The 12,598-nt window shown below is 68.4% G+C and carries 12 protein-coding genes; 5 read left to right on the top strand and 7 right to left on the bottom strand.

Translation table 11 applies throughout. The features are described from left to right. Nucleotides 1–4: 4 nt before the first annotated feature. The 4 genes from EV675_RS20265 to EV675_RS20280 all read right to left on the bottom strand — a co-directional run bounded on the left by EV675_RS20265 (nt 5) and on the right by EV675_RS20280 (nt 3,942). Nucleotides 5–586, bottom strand: a complete 582-nt coding sequence (locus EV675_RS20265; protein ID WP_130359227.1) for a hypothetical protein — start codon at nt 584–586, stop codon at nt 5–7. After that, entirely contained in the window at nt 583–1,167 is a 585-nt protein-coding gene (locus tag EV675_RS20270; protein WP_242621507.1) for a hypothetical protein, read from the bottom strand. The genes EV675_RS20265 and EV675_RS20270 overlap by 4 nt, the downstream gene beginning before the upstream one ends. After that, entirely contained in the window at nt 1,164–1,757 is a 594-nt protein-coding gene (locus tag EV675_RS20275; protein ID WP_130359229.1) for a hypothetical protein, read from the bottom strand. The genes EV675_RS20270 and EV675_RS20275 overlap by 4 nt, the downstream gene beginning before the upstream one ends. 160 nt (nt 1,758–1,917) lie before the next feature. Further along, a complete protein-coding gene (locus EV675_RS20280; protein WP_130359231.1) occupies nt 1,918–3,942 on the bottom strand; it encodes a hypothetical protein in 2,025 nt (674 codons plus the stop codon). Nucleotides 3,943–4,151: 209 nt separating this feature from the next. Here EV675_RS20280 and EV675_RS20285 point away from each other — a divergent pair, with 209 nt between their 5' ends. The 5 genes from EV675_RS20285 (at nt 4,152) to xth (ending at nt 9,255) form a co-directional block, all read left to right on the top strand. Then, nucleotides 4,152–5,186, top strand: coding sequence for a helix-turn-helix transcriptional regulator (locus tag EV675_RS20285; protein ID WP_130359237.1), 1,035 nt, complete (start codon nt 4,152–4,154; stop codon nt 5,184–5,186). A 98-nt stretch (nt 5,187–5,284) separates the two neighbouring features. Then, nucleotides 5,285–6,481, top strand: coding sequence for an NnrS family protein (locus EV675_RS20290; RefSeq protein WP_130359239.1), 1,197 nt, complete (start codon nt 5,285–5,287; stop codon nt 6,479–6,481). Between the two features lie 11 nt (nt 6,482–6,492). Continuing rightward, the gene (gene azu / locus EV675_RS20295) at nt 6,493–6,948 is read left to right on the top strand and encodes an azurin (protein ID WP_130359241.1); all 456 of its coding nucleotides are present in this window, start codon (nt 6,493–6,495) and stop codon (nt 6,946–6,948) included. A gap of 308 nt (nt 6,949–7,256) precedes the next feature. After that, nucleotides 7,257–8,243, top strand: a complete 987-nt coding sequence (locus EV675_RS20300) for a Bug family tripartite tricarboxylate transporter substrate binding protein (protein ID WP_130359243.1) — start codon at nt 7,257–7,259, stop codon at nt 8,241–8,243. Nucleotides 8,244–8,475: 232 nt separating this feature from the next. Further along, nucleotides 8,476–9,255, top strand: a complete 780-nt coding sequence (xth, locus tag EV675_RS20305; RefSeq protein ID WP_130359245.1) for an exodeoxyribonuclease III — start codon at nt 8,476–8,478, stop codon at nt 9,253–9,255. A 5-nt stretch (nt 9,256–9,260) separates the two neighbouring features. Here the strand turns inward: xth and EV675_RS20310 are convergent, their stop codons facing one another. From EV675_RS20310 to EV675_RS20320, 3 genes are read right to left on the bottom strand one after another with little or no spacing between them, the layout of a single operon-like run. Continuing rightward, on the bottom strand, nt 9,261–10,805 hold the full coding sequence (locus EV675_RS20310; RefSeq protein ID WP_165404676.1) for a gamma-glutamyltransferase family protein: 1,545 nt from the start codon (nt 10,803–10,805) through the stop codon (nt 9,261–9,263). 5 nt (nt 10,806–10,810) lie between these two features. Then, complete coding sequence (locus EV675_RS20315) at nt 10,811–11,422, bottom strand: SRPBCC family protein (protein ID WP_130359249.1); 612 nt, start codon at nt 11,420–11,422, stop codon at nt 10,811–10,813. Next, entirely contained in the window at nt 11,419–12,570 is a 1,152-nt protein-coding gene (locus EV675_RS20320) for an FAD-dependent oxidoreductase (RefSeq protein ID WP_130359251.1), read from the bottom strand. Before EV675_RS20320 ends, EV675_RS20315 begins: the two co-directional genes overlap by 4 nt. Nucleotides 12,571–12,598 lie beyond the last annotated feature (28 nt).

Here is a 12,598-nt window from a genome sequence, read left to right on the forward strand (position 1 = left end):
GCGCCTATTGGACCAACGTCGGCGGCTGGGCAAAGCGCAGGTAGCGCGGCCGCTGCGGTCCCAGCGCCACCGTGGCGCGCAGGGCCGCGGCGGCATCGCGCGGCACCAGAAAGGCGTGGCGAATGCGCACGGTATCGCCGGCCTTGGGCCCCGATCCCGCGGCCAGCACGCATTCCCGCGCTTCCGAACGCGGCAGCGGCAAGACGCGCGTCGGCATCCAGCGCCGCCCTTGGCCGTCCTCCAGCGCGATCTCGCAGCCCGCCCAGTTCTTGCGCACGTCGGCATCCCGCACCTGCACGGCAAATTCGGCCACCACGCCCATCGCGTTTTCCGGTATGCGCTTGCCCGCCGGCAGCGGCGCCATCCGCAACGCGCGAAGCCGCCAGCTCGCTCCCCCAAGATCGGCCTGGCCGCCCGCGGGAACTTCGCGCGCGATGCGCGCGCGCCCGCTCCACCACGTTCGCGCGCTGTCATGCATGACCACCGCCATGGCCAAGGGCACGAGGATCACCAGCAGCCACAGGCTGCGCCGGCGCCATCGGCACTCCGCAGCGTCCCGCGCAACGGCGGGATCCCGGGCGTTCACGGCCGGCCTCCCGCCTGCCGCAGATCGAAGGTCTCGGCAATCGGCGGCAGGCCGTCCGCGGCGGTCGGCAGCGCGTTCAACGCGACGTGCGCCTCGGAATCCAGCCGGGGAAACGGACCTTCGGAAACCAGCAAGGTGGCACCCAGGATCTGGTCGGGCCGGATCTCGAAGACGAAGCGGCCACGCTGCGGCAGGCCTGGCTCGAGCGTATGGGGCGGCAGGTCCGGCAGGAACTCCGGCCGGTCCGACAACTCGTAGCGCAGTCCCGTCGGCCCTTCCCACACGGCGTGCGTGACGTTGACCGACCGCGAACGCGCGGCCATCCGCGCGGTGACGATCGCCCACACCCCCGCGCTTTCATGCCGTATCTCGCCGCCGAAACGCTTGCCGACCAGTTGCCGCGCAAACTCCACGCGCTCGACCTCGATATCGAACAGGCGCGTGGACGCCGCCTTCCCCATCTTCCCGTAGGCCGGGATGGGTCCGGTCAGGTCCTGATAGCGCGGCGTACTGCGCTGCATCGCGAACAGCACGGCAGCAGCCAGCGCAACCATGCCCAGGGTAGTGAACGGCCGCCTCACGAGGCCCGCCCCGCCACGCTTTCCGTCGCCTCGACCGCCATCGTGATTCGTCCCACCACGCGCGGATTGAACCAGCCAGGCGTGCCATAAAGGTTGTCGACGGGCTTGTAGGTCTTGGCGATGACATCGGCGTCCAGGCTCGTGGGCAACACGGCCGAGGCCGGCAGTTTCCAGACGAAAGCCACGCGCTCGGCCAGCCCCGGATGCAGCAGCGGCAGCGGCCGGGCCTCGCGTACCAGCGCCACCTCGGGATCCGGCGCGGGAACGCCGCCCACGGGATGCAGTTTCAGCAGCTTCGCGTAGTCGCGGGTGGAGGCTTGCGTGCGGTTGTTCAGGTCGGCCTCGACCACCAGCGCCCGCTCACCTTCCTGCAGCCGGACGCCCAGGACCTTCTTTTCTTCGCTGACCCAGGCCCGCCTGGGTATCACCTGCCATTGTCCGGCCTCGATCTGGCTGCCGGCCGTGTACTCGGTCGCGGCTGGCGGCGGCGCGGCGCCCAGGATGCCGTAGACGGTCGCGGCGCAGACCGCGATGGTCGAACCGATGCCGGTGGCCAGACGAGCCCTGAGTTTGCCGAATGCGACGCGCACCCGCCCCTCCGTAGTTCACGCGTGAAGGTCCGGCGATGCTGGACGAGCGGGGATGGTAGCCCCCGGGCTCGCCGTGCGTAAATTGCGCGATTGTTTCGATACGTACGGGCCCGGAACCGCGCGATGAGGTTCCGGGCCCGAGGAAGAGACGCCGCTTTTCTTATTTGTAGGCGTTGACCACCGCATCGTACAGGCTGGTCTTGTTCAATTGGTCGATGGTCAGCACGCCGTAGTTGGTCTTGGCCTGGTCCTCGTAGAAGTCGTAGTCTGCCTGCACGGTCTGGATCTGCTTGACGACGTTGCCGTGATGGAATGCCCCGAACGCCCCTTCCGTGTCGGTGTCGTGGTCGGTCTGCTTCCAGACCTTGTCGTCGAACTGGAAGTGGGCGATGCCGAGTATCTGGCCAGGATTGCTCTTCTGGTAGTCCAGCACGCCTTTCAACTGCCGGTTGACGTAGTTCGGGGTGTAGTCGGGCTTCGCCCGGCTGTAGCCGATCTCCGTGAACAGGATGGGAACGCCGAACTGCTTGTAGGTCGCGGGAATCCAGCCCTGGCCCGTGCTTTCCGCGTTCTTGAGCAGATAGGTCTCGTCGTTGTAGGTCTGCGGAGCAAGCATGAGGCGGTCCTTGTACTTCGCGGTCCGGGAGTCGGTCAGCAGGCGGTTGAACTGGTTCCAGCCGGGCATGTTCCTGCCGAGCAGATAAGGCTCGCCGCGCGGCACGAAGGTAACGGGCATGCCGACCGGAACGCTCTTGCTGAACTTGCGCTTGTCGGCCTCCTCGATGAAGCGCGCGACCAGGCCGATGGCCGTGTTGTAGTTGCCAGGATAGCCTTCGGAATCGAGCTCGTTGGAGATGATCACCCCGGCGATCGCGGGATGCCAGTCGGTGCCGGCCTTGTTGCCGAAGTTCCGGTTCGAGAAATACGCGGCCAGCGCCGTATTCCAGACCGTGTCGCCCTGCGTGGAGATCCAGTTGCTGAGCGGCACGATCACCTTGATGTTCAGGCTGTTCGCGTAGTCCAGGAACTGGCTGTGGTCGTTGCGGGTGTCCCAGTCGTAGAGCCGGATCAGGTTGATGCCCATGTCCTTGATAGTCTTCAGGTCGTTGCGGCAACTCGGCGCGCAGCCTTGCTTGAGATAGGACTGGGTACCCCAGAGCGATCCCGCCTGTTTGCGGGCGATGTCGCTGCCGAAGTAGATGTAGCTGGTGTTCGCCGTGGACGGGTTGTAGCCCTGTCCGAAGGCCTGGTAGGCGGTGCCCTTGCCGGGAATGGGGAAGCGCGTGAAGCGGCCCGCGGCGATGCTCAGCACGGCATCGTCGACGGCCTCCGGCGCGCCCGCGTTCGCGCCCTGCAGCGTCGCCGTGTAGCTGATCTCGTCGGTGTCCGCGTCATAGGCGGGATTGGTCAGCTTCATGGCGTACAGCTTGGAGACCCCCTTGGACGTGGTGCCGAACAGCGTGGCGGTCGGCGCCGCCTCGCCATAGGCATAGGACCACTGCGGCAGGAAATAGGAAACCGGCCGGGCCTCGGAGTACGTGCCCGGGGCGTTGTCCACCAGGAACATGTCCGCGCCCGCCTGGCTCAGCACCACCTTGTACTGGCCGGCCGTGGCGGTGGGCTGCAAGGCCGCCTTCGAGGCGTACTGCGTGTACTCCGCCACCTCCTTGTCGTCCGCCAGGTTGTTGAGCACCTTGACGGTGACATTGTCGAAAGCAAGCGCGGCACCGGCATCCTGGTCCAGCGTGTCGTTCTGCAACTGCGCCTGGAACGTCATCGTCCCGGTTTTCTCGTCGTAGGCGGGCTGGGAAAGCGCCACATACACACCTTCCATGGCACCGCTGCCCTGCAGCTGGAACTGGACGGTCGCGTTGGGGTCGACGCCGCCATAGGCGTCCCGCCAGATGCTGCCCGCGTAGTCCTTGACCGGAGACTTGCCCACCTCCAGGCCTTGGCCGCCTTCGTACCACAGCACGTCGGATTCGACGTTCTTCAAGGTCAGGGTCCGGGTCGTCTCCTCGGCGCCGGCCGACAACTGCCCGGACCCGGCCACCAGCATATAGGTGCGGGGCGAGTAGCTGGTGCCCGAGCCGCCGTCGCTCTTGGCCCCGTCTCCCCCGCAACCGGCCAGCATCGCACCCGCGACCAACGCCAGTGCCGACATGACAAATCGTTTTGTTTTCATACTGCCGCTCCTGAGAAACCGGTCCCGTGGCCCGTGCAACGAACCGACGCCCTGACATTCGCAATGCCGCGTCATTCGCATGGAAAGGATGAGCAGATGTTAGAGAAAGGCCTCTTTTGCGAGGCAGGCATGTTTGGGGCAAGCGTCCCGAGTACCGGAAAATCGTCCCGGATGTAGCATTGCGCGCCACAGGTGTATCATTTTGTGTCATGTCGACCACCCCGCCTCCTTGCGTACCGGAGCATCTGTCTTCCCACGACGTGGAGCCGGGACTGCGTTTCGACGCCTGGCGCGAACGTGCCCACCAGTGGGTGGAAATGCTGCCGCCACCGCCCGGTACCGAACTGGATGCGGAACTGCTCACCTTGCGCAGCAGCACCTGCATCTTCGGCACCATGCGTTCGTCCGCCTACGAAATGCGGGCGGCGTCCCGCCGCCTGGCCCATGCGCCCGAAATGGTGGTGGTCACGCTGATCCAGGCCGGCGAACTGATACGCGATGCCGCTCCGGGCGAGCCTCAACGCGTCGGCCCGGGCAACCTGGGCCTGTACGACCCCTGGCGCATCGGGAACTACCGCTGGAGCCAGGGCTCGCGCGAGGTCTTCCTGGCCCTGCCCCGCGACGAGGTGCGCGCGGCGCTGGGACGCGAGCCGGGCAACGTGCCCATCCCGCTGGAACACTGCGCGCTGGCCCCCGCCCTGGCCAGCCAGTTGAATCATCTGGCCCTGCTGACACGCCAGCCGCAGAAGCTCGACGGCATGGAGTACGCCAGCCTGCTGGAGGGCACGCGTACGCTCGCGCTGCTGATGCTGCGCAACCTGGGGCGCCAGGGATCGAGCCAGGAACAATCCGACCTGGAAGATGACCTGAACGGGGGCCGCCATGCGGCGGCGCTGCGCTTCATGGAACGCGAGGCCCACCGCCACGACCTCGACGTCGCGGCGGTCGCCCGCGGCGCCGGCTGCTCGCGCACCCGCCTTTACGCGGCCTTCGCATCACGGGGCGAAACGGTGATGGGAGCGCTGCGCGAAATCCGCCTGCAACGCGCCAAGGCCTTGATCGAGCGCAGCCCCAGGCTGCACATCGGCTCGCTGTCGTGGCGCTGCGGCTTCGCGGACCAATCGGCCTTCAGCAAGCTGTTCCGGCTGCGCTTCGGCCTGCTGCCCTCCGAATGGCACCACCGGACGTGGAGCAGTCCGGCCGCCGAGGCGGTGGCCCGCGCCCGCTCGCAAGATCCCTGTTGAAAATCCCCGGCGGCGTCGACGGTATTGGGGTTCCCCCTATAAGATTCATTTAATATATATCTTCAAACCAGACGTCCATCCCCCCACGGAGCCGGCCCATGGCCATCCTGCTGGAAGTCGAAGAACCGGTGCCACCCACCCCGCCACCCCCGCAGTGGCGCGCTTTCCTGGAGCTGGGCTTCCGGCCTCTGTATCTGGCGGGCTGCCTGTGGGCCGCCCTGTCCATCCTGCTCTGGGTGTATGCGCCGCAGTTCTCGGCCGGGCCGCTCGGCGGCGTGGCCTGGCATGCCCATGAAATGCTCTGGGGCTTCATCGCCACCATTGCGGTGGGTTTCCTGCTTACCGCCGGCGCCAACTGGACCGGCATCAATCCCCTGCACGGCACGGCCCTGGGCGCGCTGACGGCGCTCTGGCTGCTGGCGCGGATCGGGTACCTGGTGCCCGGCGGCGCGGGCTTCTGGCTTGCCGCATGCGGCGAGACCCTGTTCTTCGCCACCGCCGCCGTGGCCCTGGGACGCTCCATCTACCAGGCACGCAGCAAGCGCAACTACGGCATACCCGTACTCGTCCTTGGACTGGGCGCGGCGAACGTCCTCTACCTCCATACGGTCCTGCAAGGCGACTACGTCCTGCTGCTGGCGCGCTTCAACCTCGGACTGCTGTGCATGGCGGTGATCGCGCTGCTGGTGGCGCGGCGCGTGATCCCCTTCTTCGCGATGCGCGCCGTGGCCGGCCTGGACATCCCCATGCACACCCGCAGCGGCCAGTGGCAGCTCGGCGCGGGCGTGCTGGCGATCGCGCTCCTGCTGGCAGGCTGGATGCCAGGGGCGGGCCTGGCTCTTGCTGCCACCGGCGTGCTGACCTGCTGGCAACTGCTGGCATGGCGCCCCTGGGCGGTGCGGCGCGTGCCGCTCCTGTGGATCCTGTACGTGGGCTACGCCGCGCTGGGCATCGGCTTGCTGGTGGCCGCGGCGCACGCGGCGGGCTGGGTCCCGCGCCTGGCCTGGCCGGCGCACGTCATCGGCGCGGCGGGCTTCGCGGTGCTGATCATCGGCATGGTCACCCGCACGGCGCTGGGCCACCTGGGGCGTCCGCTGCGCACCGACCGCAGCATGGTGGCGGCCTATGCGCTGGTGATCGCGGCGGCCGCGCTGCGCCTGGCCGCGCTGCTGCCCACGGCCTGGGCCACGGGCGCCCTGCACGCATCGGCGGCGGCCTGGATCCTGGGGTTCGCGCTGTACCTGTGGCGCTTCTTCCCGCTGCTGATCCGTCCTCGTTTCGACCGACGTTCCTGAAGGAGAACCTGATGAAGATCCTGCACACCACCCCGGCGCTGCTGCTGGCCGCCACCCTGGCCAGCCCCGCCTTCGCCGCCACCTGCAACGTGGAGATCGCGGGCAACGATGCCATGAAATTCGACAAGACCAGCATCGACGTGCCGCAAAGCTGCAAGCAGTTCACGGTCAAGCTCACGCACCCGGGCAAGCTGCCCAAGAGCTCTATGGGGCACAACTGGGTGTTGAGCAAGGCCTCGGACGTACAAGGCATCGCGGCCGACGGCATTCCCGCCGGGCTGGAGAAGAACTACCTCAAGCCGGGCGATACGCGCGTGATCGCGCACACCAAGGTGATAGGCGGCGGGGAAACCGACTCCGTCACCTTCGACACGAGCAAGCTCAAGGCGGGGGAAAACTACGCGTTCTTCTGCTCGTTCCCGGGGCATGCGGCGCTGATGAAGGGCACGGTGGCGGTGACGAAATAGGCGCCGGGGGGTTCATGCGGGAACATACGCCAATCCGGCGATGGCCGCATGGCCGCGCCGCCCGGATGCCCGCCGGCAAGAATCCGTCCCGGGGCGGCATCGCGAGCCGACCCGGCGCCCTGGTACGGCTGGACCTCCCCCTGCAAATTCAGGCATATCAGCTTTGACGCGAGCGCGGATAGCCCGCGCGCATCACATTGCCTACAGTGCGCGTACATGGTGCCCGCGCCACGGGCGGGCACCAGATCAACGAGAACCGGCCACCGGGCGCTTCCGAAGCCCGCCGGACACGAGACAAGGAACCCCACGTGATCGATCAACGACGACGCGTCCTCACGCTTGGCGCCATGGCGCTTCCCCTGGCCACGGCCATGTTCCCGGTGCGCGCGGCCGACAAGTTCCCCTCGCGCCCCATCCGCATCATCGTGCCGTTGGCGCCGGGCGGCTCCGCGGACACGGTATGCCGCCTGCTTGGAAACGGCCTGACCAAGATCCTGGGCCAGCCGGTGATCGTCGAGAATCGCCCGGGCGCGGGTGGCCTGACCGGGCTGTCCGAAGTCGCCCGGTCGGCGCCCGACGGCTACACCCTGGGTTATTCGCTGGCCGGCGCGCTGACCGTGGCGCCGCATATCGCGCGCAAGATGCCCTACGATCCGTTCAAGGACCTGGTCCCGGTGTCGCAGGTCATCGGCGTGCCCGAGATCATCGTCGTAAACCCCCGAACCGGCATCAAGACCCTGGGCGAACTGGTGTCCTACGCCAAGGCCAATCCGGGCAAGCTCAACTTCGGGTCTGCCGGCAACGCCACCATTCCCCACCTGGCCGGCGAACTGTTCAAGCGCGTGGCCGGGGTCGAGATGGTGCACGTGCCTTACCGCGGCTCGGGTCCGGCGCTCAACGATCTGTTGGCCGGCCAGGTCCAGGTCATGGTGTCGGACATCACGCTGGTACGCTCGCACATCGAAGCCGGCCGCCTTACCGGTCTGGCCGTGGCAGGTCCGCGCCGTGTCGACCAGCTACCCAATTTGCCGACCACCGCCGAGGCTGGCGTGCCGGCCATGCAGGTTTCCAACTGGCACGGCCTGGTGGCGCCGGCTGGCCTGCCCCCGGCCCTGCTGGACGAGTTGCACCACGGCATCGCGAGGGCCATGGCGCTGCCCGAAGTCAAGGAGCGCATCGATTCGGAAGGCGCGGAAATCGTGGCCAGCAGCTCCGCCGAATTCGGGGCCTTCCTGAAGAAGGAAAGCGACAAATGGGGCGGCCTGGTGAAGGAACTGGGCATACAGTGGGACTGAACGTTCCCGGCCATGGGTCCGCCGGCTGCCGGATCGAGGCCGGGAGCATCCGGAGTCGGGGCCGGGCGGGGTAGACGAGCGATTCGGTCCGCACGAATCGAGGCTGCTATCATGCGCAAGGCGGCGGACATCCATCCGGCCGCCAAGCGCGCCTCGGCTTTGCAGCCAGCCCAGCGGATGGGGCGATGAATCCCCCGTTAGCCCGCATCCATATTAGAAATCGCCTCGCCCGATGAAGCTCGCCACCTGGAACATCAACTCCCTCAACGTGCGCCTGCCGCAGGTCATCGCCTATCTGCAGGCCAATCCGGTCGATGCCCTGTGCCTGCAGGAGCTCAAGCTTTCCGACGACAAGTTCCCCGTCGCGGCCCTGGAGGAAATCGGCTATCACGCCGTCTTCACCGGCCAGAAGACCTACAACGGGGTCGCCATCCTGACCCGCCAGCCGGTCAAGGACGTAGCCAAGAACATCGACGGGTTCGAGGACACCCAGCAGCGCGTCATCGCCGCCACGCTGGATACCCCGGCCGGCGAACTGCGCGTCGTCAGCGCCTATTGCCCCAACGGCCAGTCGGTGGGAAGCGACAAATACGAATACAAGCTGAAATGGTTCGCCGCCTTCCGCGAAGGACTGCAGAAGGAACTGGCCCGCTACCCGCGCCTGGCGGTACTGGGCGACTACAACGTCGCGCCCGACGACCGCGACGTGCATGATCCGGTCAAGTGGGAAGGCAGCGTGCTGGTGTCCGAACCCGAACGCGCCGCGTTCCGATCGCTGCTGGACGTGGGCCTGCACGATGCCTTCCGGCTGTTCGAGCAGCCGCCCAAGTCCTTCAGCTGGTGGGACTACCGGCAGTTGGGATTCCGCCGCAATGCGGGCCTGCGCATCGACCACATCCTGTTGTCCGACACCTTGAAGGCCGTGTGCAGCGAGTGCGTGATCGAACGCGAGATCCGCAAGAACGAACAGCCGTCGGACCACGCGCCGGTGATGGCGACGCTGGAAATCTAGCGCGCTCAGTCCGCCAGCGCGCAGGCCTGGCGGCGCAGGTCGGCCGCCGCTTCCAGCGTGCCGTCGGCGCGCAGGCGGATGGCCTTGGCCGACCCGAAGTAGAACTCGTGCAGGGAATCCTCCTCCACGGGCACGCCGGCCTCGCGCAAGCGCCGCGCCACGCCCGCCTCGAACCCGGGTTCGAGCAGGATGTCGCCGCCGCGCGTGAGGCTCCAGCGCGGCGCATCGATGGCCTGGGCCAGCGGCATGTGCTCGAAGCAGGCATGGGCGATCACCTGCACGCCCGTCGTGGTCTGGCTCACGCCGCCCGGCGATACCCCCAGCATGGATGGACGGCCGCCTTCCATGACGATGTACGGGTTCAGGGTGTGGACCGGCCGCTTGCCCGGCCCCACCACGTTGGGGCTGGCCGGGTCCAGATCGAATTCGATCAGGCGGTTGTTCATCAGGATGCCGGTTGCCGGATCCACGCAGCCGCTGCCGAAGGGCTGGAACACGCTTTGCAGCATGGCCAGCGCGTTGCCCTGGCCGTCCGCCAGCACGATGCCGGCGGTGTCGCCAGGATCCCGCGCGCCCGAGGGCGCCGCATCCGCCACGCTGGCCAGGCGCCGCGCGACCCGCGCCGGATCCAGGGTCGCGGGCCAGGTCGCGGCCGGGTCGGCCACCTTGCGGTGGAAGGTTTCCAGGCACAGCCGGGCGATCTGGATCTGCGCGTAGGCGCGCTGGCCGTCCGGCTCGTCCAGGTACGGCGCCAGCGCCTCGAGCTGGGCCAGCATCAGCACACCCAGCGAATTCGGCGGCATGACGTGGATGTGCCGGTCCCGCACGCTCAGGCTGACCGGCGGCACCCAGTCCGCGCGCTGCGCCCGCATGTCGTCCAGGCACAGCAGGCCGCCCTGCTCCCGCGCGAAGGTGTCCAGGCTGCGCGCGATGGGCCCTTCGTAGAAAGCACCGGCGCCGTCGCGCGCGATACGAGTCAGCGTGTCGGCCAGGGCGGGCTGGCGCAGGAGGTCTCCTGCCGTCAGCGGCCGGCCCTCCGGCGCGAACAGGGTGCCGAAGCCGGGCTGGCGGACCACCGCCGGCCTGGCGCTCTGGAGGTTGCGGTGGATCTCGCTGGAGCACCCGATGCCGTCCGCCGCGTGGCGCACCGCGTCCTTCATCAGCGAAGCCCAGGGCAGGCGTCCATGGCGCCGGTGCGCCTGCTCCCACAGGCGCACGAGTCCGGGCACCACCCAGGTCGATGGCCCGCGCGGACCGATGCCGCCGTCGCCGAAGGCATCCGGGCGGGCCAGGCCGGGCGCCCGGCCCGTGCCGTTCAGGGCCTGGACCGTGCCCGAGGCCGCGTCGTAATACAGCATCATGCCGCAGCCGCCCAGCGAGGTGGCATGCGGCAGCGCCACGGCCATGACGGCCGATGCCGAAATCATCGCATCGACCAGCGAGCCGCCGGCCCGCAAGGTGTCCAGCGCGCTCTGGCTGGCCAGGTGATGGCCGGTGACGATGGCGCGGCGACGGCCAAAGACGCCGGCGCGGGGAGCGGGCCTGGCCATGCCGGTCATCGCAGCAGGTTGGCGCAGAAGGTGCCGACGAAGCAACCCACGCCGCAGGCAATGGGCAGCCACCAGCCCTGCCAGCGACCCGCCGCCGGCGCGGCGGTTGGCGCGGGCGCGGCCCAAGCCTGGGCGGGAGCCACGAACCCGGATGCGGGCGCGGCGGCTTGCGCCCCTGCCCCCGACAGTTCGCGCTGCACGTTGGCGAAGAACTGTTCCGAGAACTTGCGCGCCGCGCCGTCTATCATCCGCGCGCCCAGTTGGGCAACCTTGCCGGTCACCTCGGTCTCGGCACGGTAGCCCAGCAGGGTGCCGCCGGCGATGTCCTCCAGCGTCACCGCCACGCTGCCGCTGGCGGCGCCGGCCACGCCGGCCGAGCCCTGCCCGGTCAGCGTGAAGCGTTCCTGCGGCGCCTGCACCGAGCGGGCGAAGGCCACCTCGAAGTTGGCGCGGATGGGCCCCACGCCCGCCGAGATCGTGGCCCGGTAGCCGCCGTCGTCGGTGCGGCTGATGGCGCGGCAATCGGGAATCGTGCGGCGCAGGAAGTCCAGGTCGTCCAGCGCCTCCCAGACCCGGGCGCGCGGCGCCGCCAGCGTCTTGGTGCCGTCTATGATCATGGCCGTGCCTCTCCCATCATGTCTATGCCCGCCTGCGCCAGGCCGCGGTCGGCCACGCGCATGCGCTCGTTCAGGCACTTGAACTGGCCGAAGCTCCAGGCCACCAGCGGCCGGGCGAAATCCAGCGAAGTCGGCCACTGGCGCGTGAACCAGTCGTAGCGCACGGCCCAGGCCTGCGTGCGGTCGCTGATGAAGCGCACGCGCTGTTCCCAAGCCGCCACCGCGGCGGCGACGTCGTCGGCGTCGGCCACCAGGTGCGCCAGCGCATAGGCGTTCATCAGGGTCAGGCCCGCCCCCTGCCCCAGGGTCGGCGGCAAGCCATGGGCGGCGTCGCCCAGGATGGCGATGTTGCCGACGCTCCACTTCGGGCACTTGACCAGGCCGTAATGGTATTGCGTGCCCTCGGCCCGGTGCAGCACCGGCATCAGGTCGGCGATCTTGGGAAAACGCCTGCTCCAGTCCTCGACGTCGATGGGAAAGCGCGCCGCCTTGGCGTCCCAGGCCGGGGCGACCATGTAGACGTAGGTGTGGTCGGGCCCCGAAGGCGTCACGCCTATGCGCCGGTTGCCGGACCAGTGCTCCACCGTCTTGGGCTGGGACGTGAAGGCGCGGCCTTCGACCAGATAGCGGTTGATGATGGTCGGCAGCTCGGTGAACCCGCCTCCCATCTTGAGCGAATTGCGCACCGCCGAATGCACGCCGTCCGCCGCGATGACCAGATCGGCTTCATGCAGCCCGCCGTCGGCGGTCAGGAGGCCCTTGCCGGGTAGCGCGCCGGTCACGCGCGAACCGGTCACGATGTTCACGCCGGCCTCCAGCGCCGCGTCGCGCAGCCCCTCGATCAGCACCTGGCGGGCGAAGGTGTGGACGCGGGACTTGTCCCGCAGCGGCCGCTCCTGCTTGACCGTGCCGTCGGCGAACTGGATCTGCGCGCGCTCGAGCACCGTGCCCTGGCCGCGTATCCGGTCCAGCACGCCCAGCTTCTCCAGCACTTCCAGGCTGTTGTTCTTGATGTAGATGCCCGCTCCCACCTCGCGGATCTCGGATCCCTGCTCGTGGACGTTGACTTCCCAGCCGTGGCGCGCGAACAGCGCACCCGCGCTCAGGCCGGCGATGCCGCCTCCGGCGATTTCTACTTTGCGTTTCATACCCGATACCCGAAGAAAATGTTGAAGC

It is taken from the genome of Pigmentiphaga kullae (assembly GCF_004216695.1).
Taxonomy (GTDB): domain Bacteria; phylum Pseudomonadota; class Gammaproteobacteria; order Burkholderiales; family Burkholderiaceae_B; genus Pigmentiphaga; species Pigmentiphaga kullae.

What these genes read in the sequence shown, in the direction of transcription:
- EV675_RS20280 (WP_130359231.1), bottom strand. Translation starts at nt 3,942, where the DNA reads ATGAAAACAAAACGATTTGTCATGTCGGCACTGGCGTTGGTCGCGGGT.
- EV675_RS20285 (WP_130359237.1), top strand. Translation starts at nt 4,152, where the DNA reads ATGTCGACCACCCCGCCTCCTTGCGTACCGGAGCATCTGTCTTCCCAC.
- EV675_RS20320 (WP_130359251.1), bottom strand. Translation starts at nt 12,570, where the DNA reads ATGAAACGCAAAGTAGAAATCGCCGGAGGCGGCATCGCCGGCCTGAGC.
- EV675_RS20310 (WP_165404676.1), bottom strand. Translation starts at nt 10,805, where the DNA reads ATGGCCAGGCCCGCTCCCCGCGCCGGCGTCTTTGGCCGTCGCCGCGCC.
- EV675_RS20315 (WP_130359249.1), bottom strand. Translation starts at nt 11,422, where the DNA reads ATGATCATAGACGGCACCAAGACGCTGGCGGCGCCGCGCGCCCGGGTC.
- EV675_RS20290 (WP_130359239.1), top strand. Translation starts at nt 5,285, where the DNA reads ATGGCCATCCTGCTGGAAGTCGAAGAACCGGTGCCACCCACCCCGCCA.
- azu (WP_130359241.1), top strand. Translation starts at nt 6,493, where the DNA reads ATGAAGATCCTGCACACCACCCCGGCGCTGCTGCTGGCCGCCACCCTG.
- xth (WP_130359245.1), top strand. Translation starts at nt 8,476, where the DNA reads ATGAAGCTCGCCACCTGGAACATCAACTCCCTCAACGTGCGCCTGCCG.